We start from the raw sequence: 20,996 nt of genomic DNA on the forward strand, positions 1-20,996 counted from the left end.
TCTTTCATGTCCCCCGACTTCGAGGTGCACCACTTCACCTACGGTCCGCTCACCCCGGTGCTGGCCTACGGGTTGTCGGTGCTGGGCTCCCTGCTGGGGCTGCACTTCACCACCCGGGCGCTGGCCGCGACGGAGCACAAGGAGCGGATCTGGTGGCTGACCGGCGGATCCGTGGCCCTGGGCGGCACGGCGATCTGGGTCATGCACTTCGTCGGGATGCTCGGCTTCAGCGTCTCCGGCACGTCCCTCGCCTACGAGGTGCCGCTCACCCTGTTCAGCGCGGTGCTGGCGGTGGTCTTCGTGGGAGCGGGGCTCTTCCTCGTCGGCTTCGGCATGCCCGTGCCGCTCGGCGGGCTCCTGGCCGGGACGGGCGTGGTCGCCATGCACTACACCGGCATGGCGGCGATGAACGTGGGAGCCGAGACCTCCTACGATCCGGTGCTCGTCGTGGCGTCCGTGGTGATCGCCGTCGTGGCCGCGACCGCCTCCCTGTTCTTCGGCACCCGGGTCAGGGGCTGGCTGTCCACGCTGGGGGCCGCCCTGGTGATGGGCGTGGCGGTCAGCGGCATGCACTACACCGGGATGTTCGCGCTGAACGTCCACTCGGCGGTGCCGGGCCCGGTGGAGGGCGCCGACCCGGTCCACCTGCTGGTGCCGCTGACCGGCGTCGTCAGCGTGGTCACGGCGGTCCTGTGCGCCTTCGTCGGCGGTTCGGCCAGCCCGAAGGAGCGCCGCAAGGAGGCCGAGTTCGTGGCGGGACTCGAACGCGAGCTGGGCACCGGCTACTGATCGGCCGTCTCGTCGCGGCTGGTCAGGAGCCGGCGGAGGGACTCCAGGCGCAGCGGTGAGGCGTGGCCTCCGGCGACCCAGGCGTCCAGGGCGCAGCCCTCCTCCAGATGGGAGCACAGGGGCGGGCAGCCTGCGGCGCCCTCGGCCAGCTCGGGGAAGCCCAGGACCAGCTCCTGCGGCGGGATGTGGGCGAGACCGAAGCTGCGCACCCCCGGGGTGTCGATGATCCAGCCGCCGTCGGGCAGCTCCAGGGCGAGCGCCGAGGAGGAGGTGTGCCGGCCGCGGCCGGTGACCGCGTTGACGTGCCCGACGGCGCGGTCGGCCCGCGGGACCAGCGCGTTGACCAGGGTGGACTTGCCGACCCCCGAGTGGCCGACCAGGACGCTCATCCGGTCCTTCAGCAGCGCGCGCAGCGCGTCCGGGTCCTCGCCGCGCCGGGTCACGGTGTACGGGACGCCGATCGGCTCGTAGATCTCCAGCAGCTTGGCCGGATCCGCCAGGTCGGCCTTGGTCAGGCAGAGCAGCGCGTCCATGCCGGCGTCGCGGGCGGCGACCAGGCAGCGGTCGATCATCCCGACCCGCGGCTCCGGGTCGGCCAGCGCGGTGACCACCACCAGCCGCCCGGCGTTGGCGACGATGACGCGCTCCACGTCGTCGGTGTCGTCGGCGGTGCGGCGAAGGATGGACGTGCGGGGCTCGACCCTGACCACCCGGGCGAGCGCGTCGGGCCGTCCGGAGACGTCGCCGACCAGCGCCACGGTGTCGCCGACCACCACGCCCTTGCGGCCCAGCTCGCGGGCGCGCATGGCGGTGACCGCCACCTGCCTGCGGCGGCTCTGGCGCACCAGGCAGCGGTAGCGGCCGCGGTCGACGGCGACGACCAGCGCGTTGACGGCGTCCTCGTGCGCGGGCCGCTGGCGGGTGCGCGGCCGGGAGCCGCGTCCCGGCCGCACCCGGACGTCGTCCTCATCGAGGTGTTTCCAGTCGCGTGCTATGTCACTGCTCCAGCATGTTCGTCCAGAGGTCGAGGAACTCCGGGAGGGTCTTGCCCACCGTGCCGGGGTTTTCCACCTCGATGCCGGGCACGGCCAGCCCCAGGGTGGCGGCGGCCATCACCATCCGGTGGTCGTCGTAGGTGCGGAAGACCCCGCCGTGCAGCGGCCGTGGGCGGATCACCAGCCCGTCGGGCAGCTCCTCGGCGTCGCCGCCGAGCCGGGTGATCTCGGCGACCAGCGCGGCGAGGCGGTCGGTCTCGTGCCCGCGGATGTGGGCGATGCCGGTGAACCGGGACGGGCCGTCGGCCAGCGCCGCCACCATCGCCAGCACCTGCGCCACCTCGGGGGCGTCGGACAGGTCGGCGTCGATGCCGCGGATGCGGCCGGTGCCGCGCACGGTCAGGTCGCCGCCGGACAGGACGGCCTCGCCGCCCATGCGGGGCAGCAGCTCGCGCAGCCGGTCGCCGGGCTGGGTCGTGGCCGAGGGCCAGCCGCGCACCGTCACCGAACCCCCGGTGACCACGGCGGCGGCCAGGAACTGCGCGGCGTTCGACAGGTCCGGCTCGATCACGTACTCGCCGCCGCGCAGCGGGCCCGGAGCGACACGCCAGACGTCGTGCCCGGTCTCGACCTCCGCGCCGGCCTCGCGCAGCATCCGCACCGTCATCTCCAGGTGCGGGGCGGACGGCACGGGCGGGCCCTCGTGCCGGACCTCGATGCCCCGGACGTAGCTCGGAGCGTTCAGCAGCAGGCCCGACACCAGCTGGGAGGAGCCGGACGCGTCGATCGTCACGCGGCCGCCCTCGACCGCGCCGGTGCCGGCGAGCGTGAAGGGCAGCAGCCCGCGCCCGGCGTCCTCGACGGCGACGCCGAGGGCGCGCAGCGCCTCCAGCAGCGGCCCCATCGGCCGGACGCGGGCGTGCGGGTCGCCGTCGAAGGAGACCGGCCCGGCGGCGCGGGCGGCCAGCGGCGGCACGAAGCGCATGACGTTGCCCGACAGGCCGCAGTCGACCGAGGCGGGGGCGGCGGGCGGGGCGGGGGTCACCCGCCAGTCGGTGCCTTCGTCGTCCACCCCGACGCCCAGAGACCGCAGCGCGGCGGCCATGAGCAGGGTGTCGCGGCTGCGCAGCGCGCCCCGCAGCACGCTCGGCTCCTCGGCCTGCGCGGCGAGGACCAGCGCGCGGTTGGTCATCGACTTGGAGCCGGGCAGCTCCACCACGGCCTTGAGCGGCCCCGACGCCACGGGGGCGTTCCACCTCGTCATGGGACCAGCCTATCGGGCGGGCCGCAGGCCCCTCTCCCGCGGTGTGAGGGCCGTTACAGGGGGTGGTGCGAGGGTCCGCGAAACGGGGGTTACTGTTCGAGCGAAAGCTGGTCGAACAACTTTTGTCCCCTCCTGAGGAGGATGAGTGGACGAGCTGTTGCTCGCGCGCCTGCAGTTCGGCGTGACGACGGTTTATCATTTCCTGTTCGTCCCGGTCACCATCGGGCTCTCCCTGCTGGTAGCGGTGCTGCAGACGGCCTGGCACCGCACGGGGAAGGAGCGCTACAAAAAGGCCGCGAAGTTCTGGGGAAAACTCTTCACCATTAACTTCGCGCTCGGCCTTGTCACGGGAATCGTGCAGGAATTCCAGTTCGGCATGAACTGGAGCGACTATTCGCGCTTCGTGGGCGACGTCTTCGGCGCTCCGCTGGCGATCGAGGCGCTGCTGGCCTTCTTCCTGGAGTCCACCTTCCTCGGCCTGTGGATCTTCGGCTGGGACCGGATCCCCAGGCGGCTGCACCTGCTGAGCATCTGGCTCGTGGCGATCGGCACCATGCTCTCGGCCTACTTCATCCTGGCCGCCAACTCCTGGATGCAGAACCCGGTCGGCTACACCTACAACGCCGAGGCCGGCCGCGCCGAGCTGGAGAGCTTCACCGCCGTCCTCACCAACGACGTGCTCAAGTGGACGTTCCCGCACACGATCTTCGGCTGCTGGGTCACCGGAGGCCTGCTCATGGTCGCGGTCTCGGCCTGGCACCTGTCGCGCCGCCGCAACAAGGACGTCATGGCCGCCTCGCTGCGGCTCGGCCTGGTCACCACGCTCATCGGCGCGGTCGGCTTCTTCGTCTCCGGCGACATGCTCGGCAAGGTCATGACCGAGACCCAGCCGATGAAGATGGCGGCGGCCGAGGCGCTGTACGAGACCTCCGCGCCCGCCTCGTTCTCCCTGTTCACCATCGGCACCCTCGACGGCCGGGAGCCGGTCTTCTCCTTCGAGGTGCCCTACGTGCTGTCCTTCCTGGGCACCGGCACCCTCGACGGGGAGGTCCAGGGCATCAACGACCTCCAGGCCGAGTACGAGGAGAAGTACGGACCCGGCGACTACCGCCCCTACATCCCGATCACCTACTGGGGATTCCGGATCATGGTCGGCGCCGGCGCGGCGATGGCGCTGATCTCGGTCCTCGGCCTCTGGCTGACCCGCAGGGGCAGGCTGCCCGACAGGCCGTGGATCTGGAAGCTCGCCATCTGGTCGGCGGTGCTGCCCTTCGTCGCCAACTCCGCAGGCTGGATCTTCACCGAGATGGGCCGCCAGCCCTGGCTGGTGTTCGGGCTGCTGAAGACCGAGGCGGGCGTCTCCCCCGAGGTGCCCGGCGGCACCGTCCTGACGTCGCTGCTGGTCTTCACCGCCCTGTACGGGATCCTCGCGGTCGTCGAACTCGGCCTGATGCTCAAGTTCGCCAAGAAGGACCCGCCCGAGGACCCGGAGCCCTCGGACGAGGAGCCCGCGGACGAACCCCAGCTCACCTTCGCGTACTGACGGGACGGCTCCGATGCACCTCTACGACCTCTGGTTCGTCGCCATCGCGGTCCTCTGGACCGGCTACTTCTTCCTGGAGGGCTTCGACTTCGGCGTCGGCATCCTCTCCCGCCTCCTGGCCCGGAACGAGACCGAGCGGCGGGTGACGATCAACACGATCGGGCCCGTCTGGGACGGCAACGAGGTGTGGCTGCTCACCGCGGGCGGCGCCACCTTCGCGGCGTTCCCCGAGTGGTACGCCACCCTGTTCAGCGGCTTCTACCTGCCGCTGCTGGTCATCCTGCTCGCGCTGATCCTGCGGGCCGTGGCGTTCGACTACCGCGGCAAGGGCGAGACGGACCGCTGGCGGCGCAACTGGGACCACTGCATCTTCTGGGGATCGCTCATCCCGGCGTTCCTGTGGGGCGTGGCGTTCGGCAACATCGTCCAGGGCGTGAAGCTCGACGAGGGCCACCACTACGTGGGCACCGTCTTCGACCTGCTCAACCCGTACGCGCTGCTCGCGGGCCTGGTGACGCTGTCGCTCTTCACCTTCCACGGCGCGGTGTTCCTGGCGCTGAAGACCACCGGCGAGATCCGGACGCGCGCCAACAGGCTGTCGATCCGGCTCGGCGCCCTCGCGGCGGTCCTCGCGGTGGCCTTCCTGACCTGGACCTACACCGAGCGGGGCACGGGCTGGACGCTCGCCACGTCCGTGCTGGCCGCCCTCTTCCTCGTCGGGGCGATCGCCGTGTCGTTCCGCGGCCGCGAGGGCTGGGCGTTCACCCTGTCCGGGCTGACGATCATCGCGGCCGTCGCGACGCTCTTCATCGGCCTGCACCCGGACGTCATGCCGTCCACGATCGCGCCGGAGAACAGCCTGACCGTGCAGAACGCGGCGGCCACGCCCAAGACCCTGGGCATCATGACCTGGGTCGCGGTGATCTTCCTGCCGCTGATCCTGCTCTACCAGAGCTGGACGTACTGGGTCTTCCGCAAGCGCATCGGCGTCGAGCACATCCCGGCGGCACCGTGAGGCCCTTCGACCCGAGACTGGCCCGGCACGCCCGCTCCACGGGCCCCTACCTGGCCGTCTGCGTCCTGCTCGGCGCCCTCGGCGCGGCCTGCGTGATCGCCCAGTCCTGGCTGCTGGCCCACGCGGTCGCCACGCTGAGCGTCCCGCTGGCGCTCGTGGGGGTCTTCGCGCTGCGCGCGCTGCTCGCCTGGGCGCAGGAGATCGCCGCCCACCGCGCCTCCGCCGGGGTGAAGGCCGAACTGCGGGAGACCGTCCTGAGATCGGTGATCGGCGGCGAGACGCCCCCGCGTTCCGGCTCGCTCGCCACCCTGGTGACCCGCGGCGTGGACGCGCTGGACCCCTACTTCTCGCGCTACCTGCCCCAGCTGGTCCTGGCCGTGATCGTGCCGGTCTCGGTCCTGGTCGTGTTGTTTCGCACCGACCCCGGAACGGCGGCGATCGTCGCCGTGACGCTGCCGCTGATCCCGGTCTTCGGCGCGCTGATCGGCACGTACACCGAGGCCAGGACCAGGCGCCAGTGGCGCACGCTGGAGGTGCTGGCGGGCCACTTCGCCGACGTCGTGTCCGGCCTGACGACGCTGAAGGTCTTCCGGCGCGCCGGATTCCAGATCAAGGAGATCGAACGGGTCTCGGGCGAGCACCGCAAGGCGACGCTGAAGTCCCTGCGGATCGCCTTCCTGTCCTCCCTGGCCCTGGAGCTCGCCGCGACCCTGTCGGTGGCGGTCGTGGCGGTGTCGGTCGGGTTGCGCCTCGTGCACGGCGGCATGGCCTTCGAGGCAGCCCTGTTCGTCCTGATCCTCGCGCCCGAGGCCTACCTGCCGCTGCGCCAGGTCGGCACCCACTTCCACGCCGCCCAGGAGGGCCTGGCCGCGGCCGAGGAGATCTTCTCGGCGCTCGAGGCCGAGCGCCCCGCCCCCACCGCTCCGGCGCCCCGGGGCTCCGGAGCGCCCCGGGTGGAGTTCGACGCGCTGGTCGCCCGTGACGGGCTCGCCCCGGTGGCCCTCACCCTGGAGCCGGGCGCGACCACCGCTCTGGTCGGGCCGTCCGGAGCCGGGAAGTCCAGCCTGGTCGCGGCCCTGATGGGCTTCGCACGGCCGGTCTCGGGACGGATCGGCGTGGACGGCGCCGACCTCGTGCCGGAGACGGACTGGGCCGCCTGGCGCGAACAGGTCGCCTGGATGCCGCAGAACCCCTACCTCATGCCCGGGACCGTCGCCGAGAACATCGCGATCGCCGTCCCCGGAGCCGCCGAGAAGGAGGTGCGCGCCGCCGCGGCGGCCACCGGGGTCCTCGGCTACACCACCCTGGACGCGCCGATCGGCGAGGAGGGCCGGGGCCTGTCCGCCGGACAGGCCCAGCGCATCGCCCTGGCCCGCGTGCACCTGCGCTGCGCGCTCCTGGACGTGCGCCTGGTCCTGCTCGACGAACCCACCGCCCACCTGGACCCGGTCACCGAACTGCAGATCGCGGAGGCGCTCGAACCCGTGACCCGAGACCGCACCACCCTGCTGATCACCCACCGCCGCGCCCTCGCCGTGCACGCCGACACCGTCGTGACGTGTCCCGGCGGGCGGCGCCTCGCCGCCGCGGGAGCCGCGCCGTGAAAGGGAACGGGACCAGGCTGGCGCTCGGCGCCCTGCTGGGAGCCGCCACGCTGGTCTGCGGGATCGGCCTGATGGCCTCCTCCGGGTGGCTGATCTCCCGCGCGGCCCAGCAGCCGCCGGTGCTGTACCTGATGGTGGCGATCGTCTCGGTGCGCGCGTTCGGGCTCGGCCGGGCGGCGCTGCGCTACGCCGAGCGGCTCGTCTCCCACGACGCCGCGCTGCGGCTGCTGGCACGGACCCGCGTGCGGGTGTTCGAGAGGCTCACCGACCTCGCCCCCGGACGGCTCGGCGCGTCCGAGACCCTCGGCCTCATCGTCTCCGGCGTCGACGGCACCGCCGACCGGTGGCTGCGCGGCCGGCTGCCCATGATCGGCGCCGCCCTCGCCGGGCTGGCCGCAGTCGCCCTGCAGTTGTGGCTGCTGCCCCCGGCGGGCCTGGTCCTGCTCGCCGGGCTCCTCGTCGGCGGCGTCGCCGCCCCCTGGCTGGCGGCGCGGGCGGCACGGCGCGCGGCGGTCCGCGAGGCCCGCGCCCGCGACGAGGTCTCGGCGCTGACCGCCCAGACCCTGCGCGGGCTGCCCGAACTGCTCGCCTACGGCGCGGCGCCCGGCAGGCTCGCCGCGATCAGGCGCGCCGACGAGGAGCTGAACCGCGCGGCGGGCCGCTCGGCCTGGTCCCTCGGCCTGGCCACGGCCCTGACCACCCTGGCCTGCTGCGCCTCCGTCTTCGGCTCGCTGGCCCTGGCCGTCCCCGCGGCACGGGCCGGGGAGCTCGACGTCCTGCTCGTGGCCGTCCTGGTGCTCGTCCCGCTCGCCGCGTTCGAGGCCGTCACCGCGCTCTCGGCCGGCGCCCAGCAGCTGCTGCGCTCCCGTGCCGAAGACGAGCTGCTCGACCGGGTACTGCGGGCCGAACCGCCCGTCCGGGAGCCCGAGACGCCCCGGGACGAGGGGCTCGCGGGCACCGCGATCACCATCCGCGACCTGGCCGTCCGCTGGCCCGACGCCGCCGGGGACGCGCTGGGCGGCTTCGACCTCGACCTCCCGCCCGGCCGCAAGGTCGCAGTCTTCGGGGCCAGCGGCTCGGGCAAGTCCACCCTGGCCGCCGCCCTCCTGCGCTTCGTGGAGTACCGGGGGAGCGTCACCCTGGGCGGAGTGGAACTGCGGGACCTGCCCGCCGACCGGGTCCGCGGGCTGGTCGGCCTGTGCGCCCAGGACGCCCACGTCTTCGACACCACCGTCGCCGAGAACGTCCGCCTGGCCCGCCCCGGCTCCTCCGACGCGGAGGTCGCCGCGGTCCTGCGCCGCGCCGGCCTGGCCGACCTGCCCCTCGACCGCCGCGTGGGCGAACACGGCGCGTCCGTCTCCGGCGGAGAGCGCCAGCGCATCGCCCTGGCCCGCGCCCTCCTCGCCGACTTCCCGATCCTGATCCTGGACGAGCCCGACGCCCACCTGGACGCCGGCACCGCCGACCGCGTCCTGGCCGACCTGCTCGTGGCGGCCGGGGACCGCACCGTCCTGCTGATCACCCACCGCCCCGGCGTCCCCGGCGCCGACCCCGTCCTCGGCCTCATGGACGAGGTCCTCACCCTGGTCCCGCGGGACCCACCGGAAAATGTCGTCACCGCCGCATAACCTGAGGGCATGTGCGGGCGTTACGCGACGGCGCGATCACGTCAGGAGCTCCTCGACGCCTTCGGCGTCCAGGTCGACGAGACCTGGGGCGGGGACGGCGAGGACCTGCTGCGGGCGGACTACAACGCCGCCCCCACCAAATCGCTCCCGGCGATCCTGGACCGGGCGGACCCGACGGCCGAGGAGGCCGTCCCCGTCCGCCGGCTGAAGATGCTCCGCTGGGGCCTGGTCCCGTCCTGGGCCAAGGACCCCGCCATCGGCAACCGGATGATCAACGCCCGCGTCGAGACCGTCGCCGAGAAGCCGTCCTTCCGCCGCGCCTTCGCCAAGCGCCGCTGCCTGCTGCCCGCCGACGGCTACTACGAGTGGTACACCAGCAAGGACGAGAAGACGGGGAAGACGAAGAAGCAGCCCTTCTTCATCGCCCCGAAAAATCACGACATCCTGTCCCTGGCCGGCCTCTACGAGCTGTGGAAGCCGGAGGACGGTGACTGGCTCTGGACGTTCACGATCTTGACCACCCAGGCCGTCGACGCCGTCGGCCACATCCACGACCGCATGCCCATGACCGTCACCGACGAGGACGCCTGGCTGGACCCCGCCACCCAGGACCCGGGCTCCCTCCGGGTCCCGGCCATGTCAGGCGAGCTGGAGGCCGTTCCCGTCTCCAAGGCCGTGGGAAACGTGCGCAACAACGGCCCGTCCCTCATCGAACCCCTGAAAGCCGAAGGCGGTGAGGAAACCCTGTTCTGACCGAACAGGGCTCCCTGCCGGATCGCGGAGAAGCACCCCCGCGCGTGCGGGGCCGAGGAGAGACCGGCCAGGGGCAGGATCCCGTGATCCGGATCATCCCCGCATATGCGGGCCGATAGTCCGCCATGCAACGCTGCGCACCTGTCGCGCGGGCCGCCCCCGCCTGTGCGGGGTGAGCAGGGCCGCATCAGAGCCGCCCTCGAAGGCCCCCGAGCCGTCCCCGCGTGTGCGGGGAGATCCCGCGTCCGGGGTGCGGCCGACGTTGATGCTGGAGCCGTCCCCGCGTGTGCGGGGCCGGTGCCTGCTGAGCCGGGGCTTCGGCAGGTGGACGGCTGGTTCTCGGTTCGTCGGGTTCAGTGGCGGGCGCAGCGGGGGTCGTCGGGGTTGTGGTCGTCGAGCCCGGGGCCGAGGCCGCGGTCGTAGGGGTTCGGGGTGCGGCAGACGGGGGTGACGGTGTGCGTGCCGCGGGGGCCGGACGTGGTCGGGCGGGGGGACGAGGGCAGCGGGCGGGGCTTCAGGTCGGTGAAGTGACTGGAGCACCAGGCGTCCAGGCGGGACACGATCTCCTTCGTCCGGAGCTTCTTCAGGTCCCGCAGGGCGGGGACGGTGGAGGCGAGGGCCGCCTCTTCGGCGGCCTTGGCCTGGACGGCGGCCTCGGCGCGGCGGCCGGCCTCGCGCAGGGCGGCGGCCTGGGCGCGGGCGCCGCACGCGGCCTGGGCGGCGCCGTCGGTCCCGGCCGGCAGGGAGGCGGCCGCGGAGGCGCGCCTGCTCCGGTCGCGCCGTGCGGGCGTCTCGTTCGACGCGCCGGACGGGGTGACGGTCACGGTGACCGTCGCGGGGGGCGGGGCGGCGACCGGGTCGGGCGGGCGCGGCGGGGTCTGGGGGAGGGTGAAGGACTTCAGCCAGGCGCCCAAGGTGAGCAGCAGGAGGACGACGGTCAGGGCGAGGCAGCCCAGGAGGAGCCTGCGGGTGAAGGTGCGGGCGGCGTCGTGGGACTGGTGCATGGTTCGCTCCCTGGGGGGCACGACCACGTCGGTGCGGGCCGGTCGTCCGTCGAGCTGATGACAGAAGATTACCCAGGGTGATAAATCGTCACACACCGGAGAGGCCGGGGGAGTGAGATTCTCCCGGGGCGGCCGCGGTCACCAGCGGTAGGTGCGGCGCTCCAGGACGGTGCCCAGCGACTCCACCACGGTGGGGTCGTACTCGGAGGCGGAGTCCAGGCGCAGCCGGTCCAGGACGGCGGCGGCGCGGTCCCGGTCGGTGGAGTCGCCGACCAGGTCGTCGTAGGCGTTGGCCACCCTGATGATGCGGCTGGCCAGCGGGGGGGCGGGTGAGGCGGAGTAGGGGGCGGACTGGCAGCGCACGATGTGGGCGACCCTGTCCAGCACGCCGGTCTGCTCGATGACGTTGGCGCCCAGCTCGGCGATCCGGCGCTGCTCGGCGGGGGAGGCCAGCACGGTCGCCCCGCCCGGGATGGGGTCGGGCAGCGACAGCTGGCCGATGTCGTGCATGAGCGCCGCGTACTCCAGCTCCAGCGACTGCGCCTCGGTCATGCCCAGCTCGCGGCCCATCGCCACGGCCAGCCTGCTGACCCGGCGCGAGTGCCCCGTCTCGACGTACCCGCCCACCTCGGTGACCCGGGAGAGCGCGCGGACCGTCTGCAGGTAGGTGATGCGCACGGCCGCGTAGCGGCGGAAGGCGAACTGGGTGGTGAGGATCGGCGCGGTGAACAGCAGCAGCGCCGCCAGCCCCATCACGGACGTGGCGACCGCGATGAGCATGCCCGTCGCGGTCTTGGCCGCGCACAGCAGCACGCCCGCGCGGACCTCGTCGAGGAAGGCGATGCCGAACCGCACCCGCACGGCCTCCGCCCGGATCGCCCCGGCGACCACCATGTCGGAGCAGCCCGCCGTGCACGAGATGAGCGCCATCAGGCCCAGCGCCGTCCACCACTCGCCGAGCGACAGCCGCTCGTCGAACAGCACGCCCGTCAGCGGGCGGAACAGGAACGCCACCACCGCGGCCACGACCAGCCTGCGGGCCATCGCGTCGAGCTGCGGCAGGCGGCCGACCGCGATGTGCGGCAGGGTGCCGGCGAACATCCCGGCCGCGGTCACGGCCACCACCTGCAGCGCCGAGTAGGTGACCGGCTCGCCGCCGACGCTCAGCAGCATCCCGTAGCCGAGCGCCCCGGCGGTGCTGATCGGCGCGACCTCGCGCCCGCCCGGCATGTTCATCCGGAAGAGCTCGCCCAGCGCGATGAGCGCGCCGAAGATGATCGCCGGCTTGGGCTCGTCCACCGTGCCCGCCGCGGCCAGCGAGACGGCCGCCGCGACGGTCAGCGCCGCGGCCGCGCCCAGCAGCACCAGCTGCGCGGAGTCCAGGTGCTGCCAGGCGGGTCTCTCGCGCGCCACCTGCAGGCGGCTGCCCGTCACCATGGCCCCTCGCCCATCACCTTGATCGGCGTGCTCGGGTCGTCGTGGTCCTGCCGGGTGGTCTGGACGTGCTCGCCCTCGGGCACCACGACCTGCCGCGGCGGATCCCACTCGGTCTTCTCCAGCGCGCGCAGGAACGCCTCGACCATCTGCGGGTCGAAGTCGGTGCCGCTGCACTTGCGCAGCTCGGCGACGCCCTCGGCGACCGAGCGGGCCGGCCGGTAGGAGCGGGTGGAGGTCATCGCGTCGAACGCGTCGGCCACGCCGATGATGCGGGCGAACTCCGGGATCTCCTCCCCGGCCAGCCCCATGGGGTAGCCGCGCCCGTTGAGCTTCTCGTGGTGGTGCATGATCCCGGTGAGCGCCTCGTCCAGGAAGCCGATCTCCCGGATGATCTCGAGCCCGCGCATCGGGTGGAGCTGGATCGCCGCGAACTCCGCCTCCGACAGCGGCCCGTCCTTCTGCAGCACCTTGGTGGGGACGCCGAGCTTGCCGACGTCGTGCAGCATGCCGGCGAACCGGATGGCCTCCAGCCGGGCGGGGCTCATGCCGATCTCCTCGGCGATCATCACCGCGCCGCGCGAGACCCGCTCGCTGTGCCCGCGGGTGTAGTAGTCCTTGGTCTCCACCGCCTGGCACAGCGCGGCGAGCGTGGCCTCGTGGGCGCGCTGCTGGGCGCGGGTCTGGGCGAAGGCCCAGCGCGCCACGAACAGAGGCAGCAGCACCAGCACCGGGGCGAACAGGCCGACGGCCTGGTAGACCCCGGCGATGAGCAGCCCGAACGACCCGTAGCCCAGCAGTCCCGGGGTGAGCAGCCGGATCTCGTCGATGAGCGCGCGCACGGTGGCCTGCCTGCTCAGCAGCAGGATGCCGCCGACCATCATCAGGTTGCAGGCGACGTAGGCGAAGAGCGCGCCGGCGAACGGCAGCAGTTCCAGGTCGACGGCAGGCCGCCAGCGGGCGTGCGGGCCCACCGGCCGGAGCAGCTCGTGGACGGTGCCCGCGATGTACCCGCACAGCGCGAACTGCGCGGCGTTGTACACCCGCTTGACCAGGGCGACGCGCTGGAAGGCGGCGAGGGCGCACGCGCCGACGAGCGCGGCGCCCTCGGGATCGAGCAGGACGACCGAGGCCAGGCAGGCCGAGAAGCTGAGAGACACCCGCGCCCGCTCCAGGTTGAGCAGGGCGGGCGTGGAGTCGCAGATGAGGAACAGCGCGGCCAGGACGACGAAGGTCTGCGGCTTGAAGCCCTCGTAGGAGGCCGTGGCGAGCACGAAGACCGCGCCGGCGACCACCGCGGCGACATAGCTCCAGGCGACGGGGGGAAGGCCGGGACGTTCACGCATGCCGCCGCCTCTCGGGACTCGCTCTCAGACCCAGGAAACACCCATGGGCTCGGTCAGTAGCACCACGGCGACCGCCGCCGCTTGGAGCACGACGAACGTCACGTACCTGAGCATGGTTTTTCTCCCCCCGAAGAAATCCGGGGAATTCCCCCGGATCTGGTACCTTGCTCCCCGCCACTGGCCGGTTCAGCCCAAGACTAACCAACGTGACGTTGCTCCCACAGCAACACGGAAAATCGAGAGCAAAGCGTGAACAGAACGTCACGCAATGTTGGACGACCTACCGGCCGCGCGCCCAGGCGACGGTGGCGGCCAGCCCTTCCTCCAGGGAGGTGCGGGGCTTCCAGCCGAGTCCGGCCAGCGCGGGGGCGGGGTCGAGCGCCATCGCGGGCAGGTCGCCGAGCCGGAACGGCGCGGTGCCCGGCTCGTCCGGGGCGCCCGCGGCCTCGGCGACGAGGGCGTGCAGCCGCCGGTCGGTGGTCTGCACCCCGGTGCCGATGTTGAAGCGCTCGCCCGAGCCCGTCTCCAGCGCCTTGGCGTAGGCGTCGACCACGTCGGCGACGTACACGTAGTCGCGGGTGTTGCCGCCGTCGCCGTACACGATGGTGGGTCGGCCCTCCAGCAGCGCGGCGGTGAAGATGGAGATGACGCCGGCCTCGCCCTCGGGGGTCTGGCGGGGGCCGTACACGTTGGCCAGCGCCAGCGTCGTGTAGTCCAGGCCGTGCAGCTCGCGGTAGGCCCGCATGTAGATCTCGCCGGTCGTCTTGGACGCGGCGTAGGGGGACTTGGGGCGCAGTTCGGCGTCCGCGCCGACGGGCAGCGTGTCGGGCACGCCGTACACCGCGCAGCTGGAGGTGAACACCGTCTTGCGGGCGCCCGCGGCCCGGGCGGCCTCCAGCACGTTGATGGTGCCCATGACGTTGGTGCGGGCGTCCAGCAGCGGGTCGGAGACGCTGAGGCGGACGCTCACCTGGGCCGCCAGATGGCAGACGACCTCGGGGGAGCGGGCGGCGGCCAGTTCGGTCAGTGCCGGATCGGCGATGTCGAGGTCGTGGAACTCCGCGTCGCCGCCGAGGTTGTCCCTGCGCCCGGAGGCGAGGTTGTCGACCGCGATGACGTCGTGTCCGTCGGACAGGAGCCTGTCCACGAGATGCGAGCCGATGAACCCGGCCGCGCCGGTGACGAGGATGCGCACCCGCGCAAGCCTACTGGTCGGCCTCGGCCTGCGGGGGTGAGGCCAGCAGCTGTTCTATCCGGCCGAGCACCTTGGACTTCAGGTCGGTGGGCACGGGATCGCAGCCGCAGGCCTTGCCGACCAGCTTCTTCACCGACTCCTCCAGCCCGTACTCGCGCAGGCAGGGGCCGCATTCGTCGAGGTGCTGCTGGATCTCGGCGCAGCCCACGTCCTCGAGCTCGCCGTCGATGTAGGTGTAGACCCGGGCGAGTACCTCGCTGCAGGGCGTGTCGTGCTCGTTTCCGCAGCTCATTGTGAACCCTCCCGAGTGAGGCCTCGTTCCACGGCGTAGTCCTCCAGCATGGAGCGCAGCTGCCGTCTGCCCCGGTGCAGCCGCGACATCACCGTACCGATGGGGGTGTTCATGATGTCGGCTATCTCCTTGTAGGAGAAACCCTCGACGTCGGCGAGGTAGACGGCGATGCGGAAGTCCTCGGGAAGGTCCTGCAGCGCCTTCTTGACATCGGAGTCGGGCAGGTGGTCCAGCGCCTCGGTCTCCGCGGACTTCAACCCCGTCGAGGTGTGCGACTCGGCGCGGGCCAGCTGCCAGTCCTCGATGTTCTCGGTGCCGGTGTTCTTCGGCTCCCGCTGTTTCTTGCGGTAGCTGTTGATGAACGTGTTGGTGAGGATCCGGTAGAGCCAGGCCTTGAGGTTGGTGCCCTCCTTGAACTGGTGGAAGGAGGCGAAGGCCTTGGCGAAGGTCTCCTGGACGAGGTCTTCGGCGTCCGCGGGGTTGCGGGTCATCCGCAGCGCGGCCGGATAGAGCTGGTCGAGGAAGGGCAGCACATCGCGCTGGAAACGCTCGCTGCGCTGGGCCATCGTCTCGGTGGAGCCCGGTACTGTACCCACCCCCTGGGAAGGAACCGATGCACGATCTTGCACATACGACAATAGCCGTACGTCCTGACCACCACCGTCACGGACCCCTGCTAGGACCGGCATGGACCACCCCTCACACGTTGTACCTTCGAGGCAACATCGGAAGGCAGGTGCTCATTCCCGGTAAGACAACCCTTCCCTCCGGCGCCGAGGGGTGACGTGACGGCCGGTACGGGGAAGGATGACCCGTACACGTAGACAGGAGTCCCCCTTTTGCTGCCGCTACCGGGCAGATCCCCCGCGCTCAATCAGGATCACGACAACGACGAGCTGTCGGGCTACTGGAGGTTCTACCACGCCGTGGCCGCCGCCCAGCTGGCGCGCTGGCTGCCCCGGCGCAGTTCGGTGGTCCTGGACGTCTCGGGTGGGGAGAGCCGGTCCGCCCGGCAGGCCGCGGCGGCGGGGCACCACGTGCTGGAGGTGGTCGCGGGGCCCGGTGACGGGCCGGACGCCGCCGCGGACGGCCGGCAGCGGATCGTGGCGGACCCGTCCACCCTGGACTTCCTGGTCGACGGCAGCATGGACGCGGTGATCGCCGAGGACGGGGTGCTCTCGCGCTGCCTGGCCACCGAGGAGACGGTCCAGGAGATCGCCCGGGTGCTGCGGCCCGGCGGCCGGGTGCTGCTGTGCGTGGACTCCCTCACCCTGGGCCTGGCGGTGCTGGCCGAGCAGAACCTGTGGCCGCACCTGTCGGACGTGCCGCGCGCCGAGGTCGTCCTGGTGCCCTGGCCGGACGGGACGATCACCCGCTGCTTCTGGTCGGCCCAGGTGCGGGAGTTCCTGGCCGAGGCGGGCCTGGAGACGGAGTGGATCAGGCCGCGCACCGTGGTGTCGCCCTCCACCGCCGAGCACCTGCTCGGCCAGGACCCCCGGGCCCTGGACCAGCTGGTGCGCACCGAGCTGCAGACCCCCTACGACTGCCGGGTCGAGGACGAGTCGGTCGGCATCCACCTCCTGGCGAGCGCGATCAAGTCCTGGTGACGCGGAGTGACGCCCGCCACAAATTTCGCGGGCGCCGTTTGTCGGTTCGACCGCCACCCGCGGCGCGCCCGCCTGGGTAGGTTCGGGGAATCCGTGGATCGCGGACGGGCCGCCGGCGCCGCGGGCAGGCCGGGGGTGCTGAGCGAAGGGAGCCGTCGTGGCCGAGGTCCGTGCGGAACTGGTCTCCAACGTCTGGAAGGTCCTGGTCCCCCAGGGGACGGCGGTGGCCGAGGGCGACGCCCTGGTCATCCTGGAGTCGATGAAGATGGAGATCCCGGTGCTGGCCGAGGAGGGCGGCACCGTCACCCGGGTGGCGGTCGCGGAGGGCGACGTCATCCAGGAGGGTGATCTCATCGCGGTGATCGAGTAGCAGTCCAGTAGGTTGTGCGCCCATGGAGAAGTACTGCGAACACTGCGGCGAGGCCGGGGAGCACGCCGCCTGCCTGCGCGCCCTGCGGCTGGAGCCGCCCCGCTTCTGCGCCCGCTGCCGCCGCCGCATGGTGGTGCAGGTCACCCCGCGGGGCTGGACCGCCCGCTGCGCGGAGCACGGCACCCTGACCTCGGCCTGAACGCCCCGGTACAAGCCGGGACCCGGTTTTCTGTGGGATCCCGCGAGGAGGGCGGCGGGGCCCGGGGTCTAGGGTCGGGGCCGTGAGTGTGCTGATCGTCACCGGCACCGACACCGGTGTCGGCAAGACCGTGGTGACGGCCGCGCTGGCCGCTTTGGCGGCGGCCCGCGGGTCGTCCGTCGCGGTGGTGAAGCCGGCCCAGACCGGAGTAGGCCCGGACGAACCGGGCGACGTGCAAGATATCGGACGCCTGGCCGGGGTGGTCGACCTCCACGAGGGCGCCCGCTTCCCCGACCCGCTGTCGCCCGCCGCCGCGGCGCGGGTCAGCGGCCTGCCCCCGGTGCAGCTGCCCAGGACGGCGGGCCTGGTGGGCGAGCTCGCCCACGGCCGCGACCTCGTGCTGGTCGAGGGCGCCGGAGGGCTGCTGGTGCGCTTCGACGAGGAGGGCAACACCATCGCCGACCTGGCGCGCTGGCTGGGCGCGGCGGTGGTGGTCGTCGCCCGGGCGGACCTGGGCACCCTCAACCACACCGCGCTGACCCTGGAGGCGCTGGCGCACCGCGGCGTGCAGCTCGCGGGCGTGGTCGTCGGGTCCTGGCCAGACGAGCCCGACCTGGCGCAGCGCTGCAACCTCCGCGACCTGGAGACCCTGGCCGCCCGGCCGCTGGCGGGCGCGCTGCCGGCGGGGGCGGGCGCCCTGACGGCGCCCGAGTTCCTGCTCGCCGCCCGCGCCGGGTTGTCCCCGGCCTTCGGCGGGATCTTCGACGCTGGTACTTTCCGTGAGACCCACCAGAAAGGCACAACCCCGTGACTGACATCCTGACGATCGCCAGGCAGCAGGTGCTGGAGGAGGGCCGGGGACTCGACCAGGCGCAGGCCCTGGAGTGTCTCTCGCTCCCCGACGAGCGGCTGGAGGAGCTGCTCGCCCTGGCCCACGAGGTGCGCATGCGCTGGTGCGGCCCTGAGGTCGAGGTCGAGGGCATCATCTCGGTCAAGACCGGCGGCTGCCCCGAGGACTGCCACTTCTGCTCGCAGTCCGGGCAGTTCTCCTCCCCGGTGCGGGCCGCCTGGCTGGACATCCCCTCGCTGGTCGAGGCGGCCAGGGAGACGGCCAAGACCGGCGCCACCGAGTTCTGCATCGTGGCCGCGGTGCGCGGGCCCGACCAGCGGCTGATGGACCAGGTGAAGAAGGGCATCGAGGCGATCAACGCCGAGGTGGAGATCCAGATCGCCTGCTCGCTGGGCATGCTCACCCAGGAGCAGGTCGACGCGCTGTCCTCCTGGGGCGTGCACCGCTACAACCACAACCTGGAGACCGCCAGGTCGCACTTCCCCAAGGTGGTCACCACCCACACCTGGGAGGAGCGCTGGGACACCCTCCAGATGGTGCGCGAGGCCGGCATGGAGGTCTGCTGCGGCGGCCTCATCGGCATGGGCGAGACCCTGGAGCAGCGCGCCGAGTTCGCCGCCCAGCTCGCCGAGCTCGACCCGCACGAGGTGCCGCTGAACTTCCTCAACCCCCGTCCGGGCACCCCCTTCGAGGAGTTCCCGCTGGTGGAGGGCGCCGAGGCGCTGAAGACCATCGCCACCTTCCGGCTGACGCTGCCGCGCACCATCCTGCGCTACGCCGGCGGCCGCGAGCTGACCCTGGGCGACCTGGGCACCAAGGACGGCCTGCTCGGCGGCATCAACGCCATGATCGTCGGCAACTACCTGACGACCCTGGGCCGCAACGCCGACAAGGACCTGGACCTGCTCACCGAGCTCCAGATGCCGATCAAGGCCCTCAGCCAGACCCTGTAGGGCCCCGGGCGGCCCCCCAGGGGCCGCCCCCTTTTTCCTCGAAAGCCCGCCAGGGCGACCCACGGCCCCAGGTCGGACGACCGCAGCGAAGCGAGGATCGGTTGCCGCCTCCCGGGGGTCGCCCCCCGGGCGGTCACGCGCCGGGGCGGCGCAGCCGGGTGACGAACTTGTAGCGGTCGCCCCGGTAGAACGACTGGGCCCATTCGACGGGCTCGCCCGCGGTGTCGAAGGACTGCCGCGAGATCAGCATCAGCGGCAGCCCGACGTCGACGCCGAGCACCTGCGCGTCGTACGGGGTGGCCAGCACCGTCTCGATCGTCTCCTCGGCCTCGGCCAGGTGCACGTCGTAGGCGGCGGCGAGCGTCTCGTACAGCGACAGGTTGCGGGACAGCTCCTTGCGCAGGCCGGGGAAGCGGCGCGCGGGCAGGTGCGTGTAGTCGATCGACATCGGGTCGCCGTCGGCCAGCCGCAGCCGGTGGATGCGCAGCACCCGGCCGCCGGGCCGGATGCCCAGCAGCGTGGCGAGCCGTTCGTCGGCGGTCAGGTACGCCACGTCCAGGATCTTGGTCTCCGGGCGGAGGCCGTGGTGGCGCATGTCCTCGGTGTAGCCGACCAGCTGGAGCTGGTGGGGCACCTTGGGCTTGGCCACGAAGGTGCCCTTGCCCTGGATGCGCTGCAGCCGCCCCTCGACCACCAGCTCGGCCAGCGCCTGGCGCACCGTGGTGCGCGAGGTGCCGTACCGTTCGGCCAGGGTGCGCTCGGGCGGCAGCGGGCTGCCCGGCGGCAGCGAGGTGATCAGCTCGATGAGCAGTTCCTTGAGGCGGTAGTACTTGGGGACCCGCGGCGCGCTCGCCAGAGGCGAGCCCGGGCTCTGCGGCCTGCCCGCGAGCGGGCCGAGCCCGAAATCACCAAGGGCGTGTTCGGCTGTCAACGAGTCTCCTTGTTTCCCCTTGTTCACCGCCGGTTCGGCTCGATGCTACGCGAGCAGATTACGGTGCCACCGACCGGGCGACGGCGCGCAGTCCCAGCTCGAGGGCTGTGAGTTCCGCCTCGTCGAGGCTGGCCCTCGCCGTGATCCTCAGGCACGCGCGGCCCGCCGGCACCGAGGGTGGCCGGAAGCAGCCAACCTTCAGGCCGTTCTCCAGGCAGGTCTCGGCGCCGCGCAGCGCCGCCCGCGCCCGGCCGAGGAAGACCGGGACGACCGCCGCGTCGGGCGTCGAGCTCTCCAGCCCGGCCGACTCGGCGATCTTGACGATGGCGCGGGCGTTGGCGCGGGCCCGCGCCGGCAGCTCCGGCGCCGACTCGATGACGTCCAGCGCGGCCAGCGCCGCCCCCAGCGCCGCCGGGTTCAGCCCGGTGTCGAAGATCATCGTCCGGCCGGTGTCGACCAGGGTCTCGATCACCTCGGGGGCGCCCAGGACCGCCCCGCCCTGGGAGGCGAGCGACTTGGACAGGGTCAGGGTCAGCACCACGTCGGGCTCGCCGGCCAGCCCGGCCGCGCGGGCCGCGCCCCTGCCGTACTCGCCGACGACGCCCAGGGCGTGCGCCTCGTCGACCACCAGCAGCGCGCCGTACCGGCGGGCCAGCCGGTGCAGCTCGGCCAGCGGGGCCAGGTCGCCGTCCACCGAGAAGACCGCGTCGGTGACGACCAGCGCGTGCTCCTCGGAGCGGTCCCGCAGGGCGGCCTCGACGGCGGCGGTGTCGCGGTGGGGGGAGATGTGCACCCGGGCGCGCGACAACCGGCAGGCGTCCACGATCGAGGCGTGGTTGACCTGGTCGGACACCACCAGCGAGCCCGGCCCGGAGAGCGCCGCCACGGCCCCCAGATTGGCCAGGTAACCCGAGGAGAAGGTCAGCCCCGCCGCGGCCCCGCAGAAGGCGGCCAGGCGCTCGTCGAGCTCGGCGTGCAGGCGCGTGGTGCCGGTGACCAGGCGCGATCCGGTGGAGCCGGTGCCGTACTCGCGCACGGCGCGCACGGCGCCCTCGATCAGCCGCGGGTCGCGGGACAACCCGAGGTAGTCGTTGGAGGCGAGGTCGATCAGCCCGTCGTGGTCGGCGGTACGCGGCCGCAGCCGCCGCCGCAGTCCGGCCGCCTCCCGCCGCTCGGTGGCCTCGCGCAGTCTGTCCAAGGGGTTCACCTGCCCATCCTCCCAGG

General features: G+C 72.6%; 21 protein-coding genes. 11 read left to right on the forward strand and 10 right to left on the reverse strand.

What is annotated here, in order from left to right:
* Nucleotides 1–6 precede the first annotated feature (6 nt).
* Complete coding sequence (locus C2865_RS17955; RefSeq protein WP_106399637.1) at nucleotides 7–789, forward strand: MHYT domain-containing protein; 783 nt, start codon at nucleotides 7–9, stop codon at nucleotides 787–789.
* On the opposite strand, the gene rsgA is transcribed toward C2865_RS17955, so the two are convergent.
* Together rsgA and aroA are read right to left on the reverse strand one after the other, a co-directional pair.
* Nucleotides 783–1,742 (reverse strand): ribosome small subunit-dependent GTPase A, encoded by a 960-nt coding sequence (gene rsgA / locus C2865_RS17960; RefSeq protein WP_198653410.1) that lies wholly within the window; start codon nucleotides 1,740–1,742, stop codon nucleotides 783–785. The genes C2865_RS17955 and rsgA overlap by 7 nt on opposite strands.
* A 43-nt stretch (nucleotides 1,743–1,785) precedes the next feature.
* A complete protein-coding gene (gene aroA / locus C2865_RS17965) occupies nucleotides 1,786–3,048 on the reverse strand; it encodes a 3-phosphoshikimate 1-carboxyvinyltransferase (RefSeq protein WP_106399639.1) in 1,263 nt (420 codons plus the stop codon).
* 145 nt (nucleotides 3,049–3,193) lie between these two features.
* On the opposite strand from aroA, the gene C2865_RS17970 reads away from it, so the two are divergent.
* Genes C2865_RS17970 through C2865_RS17990 form a run of 5 tightly spaced genes read left to right on the forward strand, consistent with a single transcriptional unit; the run spans nucleotide 3,194 to nucleotide 9,591 of the window.
* The gene (locus C2865_RS17970) at nucleotides 3,194–4,591 is read left to right on the forward strand and encodes a cytochrome ubiquinol oxidase subunit I (RefSeq protein ID WP_106399640.1); all 1,398 of its coding nucleotides are present in this window, start codon (nucleotides 3,194–3,196) and stop codon (nucleotides 4,589–4,591) included.
* Nucleotides 4,592–4,604: 13 nt separating this feature from the next.
* On the forward strand, nucleotides 4,605–5,606 hold the full coding sequence (cydB, locus tag C2865_RS17975) for a cytochrome d ubiquinol oxidase subunit II (RefSeq protein WP_106399641.1): 1,002 nt from the start codon (nucleotides 4,605–4,607) through the stop codon (nucleotides 5,604–5,606).
* A complete protein-coding gene (gene cydD / locus C2865_RS17980; RefSeq protein ID WP_157963784.1) occupies nucleotides 5,603–7,210 on the forward strand; it encodes a thiol reductant ABC exporter subunit CydD in 1,608 nt (535 codons plus the stop codon). The genes cydB and cydD overlap by 4 nt, the downstream gene beginning before the upstream one ends.
* Nucleotides 7,207–8,838 (forward strand): thiol reductant ABC exporter subunit CydC, encoded by a 1,632-nt coding sequence (gene cydC / locus C2865_RS17985; RefSeq protein WP_157963785.1) that lies wholly within the window; start codon nucleotides 7,207–7,209, stop codon nucleotides 8,836–8,838. Before cydD ends, cydC begins: the two co-directional genes overlap by 4 nt.
* Before the next feature lie 9 nt (nucleotides 8,839–8,847).
* On the forward strand, nucleotides 8,848–9,591 hold the full coding sequence (locus tag C2865_RS17990) for an SOS response-associated peptidase (protein ID WP_106399643.1): 744 nt from the start codon (nucleotides 8,848–8,850) through the stop codon (nucleotides 9,589–9,591).
* 353 nt (nucleotides 9,592–9,944) lie between these two features.
* Here C2865_RS17990 and C2865_RS17995 read toward each other — a convergent pair whose 3' ends face one another.
* The 6 genes from C2865_RS17995 to C2865_RS18020 all read right to left on the reverse strand — a co-directional run bounded on the left by C2865_RS17995 (nucleotide 9,945) and on the right by C2865_RS18020 (nucleotide 15,428).
* Nucleotides 9,945–10,595 (reverse strand): hypothetical protein, encoded by a 651-nt coding sequence (locus C2865_RS17995; RefSeq protein WP_106399644.1) that lies wholly within the window; start codon nucleotides 10,593–10,595, stop codon nucleotides 9,945–9,947.
* Nucleotides 10,596–10,733: 138 nt separating this feature from the next.
* Nucleotides 10,734–12,032, reverse strand: coding sequence for an HD-GYP domain-containing protein (locus C2865_RS18000; RefSeq protein ID WP_106399645.1), 1,299 nt, complete (start codon nucleotides 12,030–12,032; stop codon nucleotides 10,734–10,736).
* A complete protein-coding gene (locus tag C2865_RS18005) occupies nucleotides 12,026–13,375 on the reverse strand; it encodes an HD-GYP domain-containing protein (RefSeq protein ID WP_106399646.1) in 1,350 nt (449 codons plus the stop codon). Before C2865_RS18005 ends, C2865_RS18000 begins: the two co-directional genes overlap by 7 nt.
* A gap of 280 nt (nucleotides 13,376–13,655) precedes the next feature.
* Nucleotides 13,656–14,570: an NAD-dependent epimerase/dehydratase family protein gene (locus C2865_RS18010; protein WP_106399647.1), complete on the reverse strand. Its 915-nt coding sequence runs from the start codon at nucleotides 14,568–14,570 to the stop codon at nucleotides 13,656–13,658.
* A gap of 10 nt (nucleotides 14,571–14,580) precedes the next feature.
* Nucleotides 14,581–14,862, reverse strand: coding sequence for a mycothiol system anti-sigma-R factor (gene rsrA / locus C2865_RS18015; RefSeq protein WP_106399648.1), 282 nt, complete (start codon nucleotides 14,860–14,862; stop codon nucleotides 14,581–14,583).
* Entirely contained in the window at nucleotides 14,859–15,428 is a 570-nt protein-coding gene (locus C2865_RS18020; protein WP_232835720.1) for a sigma-70 family RNA polymerase sigma factor, read from the reverse strand. Before C2865_RS18020 ends, rsrA begins: the two co-directional genes overlap by 4 nt.
* A gap of 273 nt (nucleotides 15,429–15,701) precedes the next feature.
* On the opposite strand from C2865_RS18020, the gene C2865_RS18025 reads away from it, so the two are divergent.
* The 5 genes from C2865_RS18025 (at nucleotide 15,702) to bioB (ending at nucleotide 18,841) form a co-directional block, all read left to right on the forward strand.
* Nucleotides 15,702–16,469, forward strand: a complete 768-nt coding sequence (locus tag C2865_RS18025; RefSeq protein WP_106399650.1) for a class I SAM-dependent methyltransferase — start codon at nucleotides 15,702–15,704, stop codon at nucleotides 16,467–16,469.
* Between the two features lie 157 nt (nucleotides 16,470–16,626).
* Nucleotides 16,627–16,839, forward strand: a complete 213-nt coding sequence (locus tag C2865_RS18030; RefSeq protein ID WP_106399651.1) for a biotin/lipoyl-binding carrier protein — start codon at nucleotides 16,627–16,629, stop codon at nucleotides 16,837–16,839.
* A gap of 22 nt (nucleotides 16,840–16,861) precedes the next feature.
* Entirely contained in the window at nucleotides 16,862–17,038 is a 177-nt protein-coding gene (gene bsaP, locus C2865_RS40045; RefSeq protein WP_198653411.1) for a biotin synthase auxiliary protein BsaP, read from the forward strand.
* Nucleotides 17,039–17,120: 82 nt separating this feature from the next.
* Nucleotides 17,121–17,849, forward strand: a complete 729-nt coding sequence (gene bioD, locus C2865_RS18035) for a dethiobiotin synthase (protein ID WP_106399652.1) — start codon at nucleotides 17,121–17,123, stop codon at nucleotides 17,847–17,849.
* Nucleotides 17,846–18,841, forward strand: a complete 996-nt coding sequence (gene bioB, locus C2865_RS18040) for a biotin synthase BioB (RefSeq protein WP_106399653.1) — start codon at nucleotides 17,846–17,848, stop codon at nucleotides 18,839–18,841. Before bioD ends, bioB begins: the two co-directional genes overlap by 4 nt.
* 133 nt (nucleotides 18,842–18,974) lie before the next feature.
* Here the strand turns inward: bioB and C2865_RS18045 are convergent, their stop codons facing one another.
* The gene (locus C2865_RS18045; RefSeq protein WP_106400042.1) at nucleotides 18,975–19,697 is read right to left on the reverse strand and encodes a GntR family transcriptional regulator; all 723 of its coding nucleotides are present in this window, start codon (nucleotides 19,695–19,697) and stop codon (nucleotides 18,975–18,977) included.
* Between the two features lie 133 nt (nucleotides 19,698–19,830).
* Entirely contained in the window at nucleotides 19,831–20,979 is a 1,149-nt protein-coding gene (locus C2865_RS18050; RefSeq protein ID WP_106399654.1) for an 8-amino-7-oxononanoate synthase, read from the reverse strand.
* Nucleotides 20,980–20,996 lie beyond the last annotated feature (17 nt).

Origin of the sequence: Actinocorallia populi (assembly GCF_002995495.1) — a bacterium.
Classification (GTDB): domain Bacteria; phylum Actinomycetota; class Actinomycetes; order Streptosporangiales; family Streptosporangiaceae; genus Actinocorallia; species Actinocorallia populi.

Excerpts from the sequence above, each read along its gene's own strand:
- C2865_RS17955 (WP_106399637.1), top strand. The coding sequence starts at position 7 with ATGTCCCCCGACTTCGAGGTGCACCACTTCACCTACGGTCCGCTCACC.
- aroA (WP_106399639.1), bottom strand. The coding sequence starts at position 3,048 with ATGACGAGGTGGAACGCCCCCGTGGCGTCGGGGCCGCTCAAGGCCGTG.
- cydB (WP_106399641.1), top strand. The coding sequence starts at position 4,605 with ATGCACCTCTACGACCTCTGGTTCGTCGCCATCGCGGTCCTCTGGACC.
- C2865_RS17990 (WP_106399643.1), top strand. The coding sequence starts at position 8,848 with ATGTGCGGGCGTTACGCGACGGCGCGATCACGTCAGGAGCTCCTCGAC.
- C2865_RS17995 (WP_106399644.1), bottom strand. The coding sequence starts at position 10,595 with ATGCACCAGTCCCACGACGCCGCCCGCACCTTCACCCGCAGGCTCCTC.
- C2865_RS18000 (WP_106399645.1), bottom strand. The coding sequence starts at position 12,032 with ATGGTGACGGGCAGCCGCCTGCAGGTGGCGCGCGAGAGACCCGCCTGG.
- C2865_RS18005 (WP_106399646.1), bottom strand. The coding sequence starts at position 13,375 with ATGCGTGAACGTCCCGGCCTTCCCCCCGTCGCCTGGAGCTATGTCGCC.
- rsrA (WP_106399648.1), bottom strand. The coding sequence starts at position 14,862 with ATGAGCTGCGGAAACGAGCACGACACGCCCTGCAGCGAGGTACTCGCC.
- C2865_RS18020 (WP_232835720.1), bottom strand. The coding sequence starts at position 15,428 with ATGGCCCAGCGCAGCGAGCGTTTCCAGCGCGATGTGCTGCCCTTCCTC.
- bsaP (WP_198653411.1), top strand. The coding sequence starts at position 16,862 with ATGGAGAAGTACTGCGAACACTGCGGCGAGGCCGGGGAGCACGCCGCC.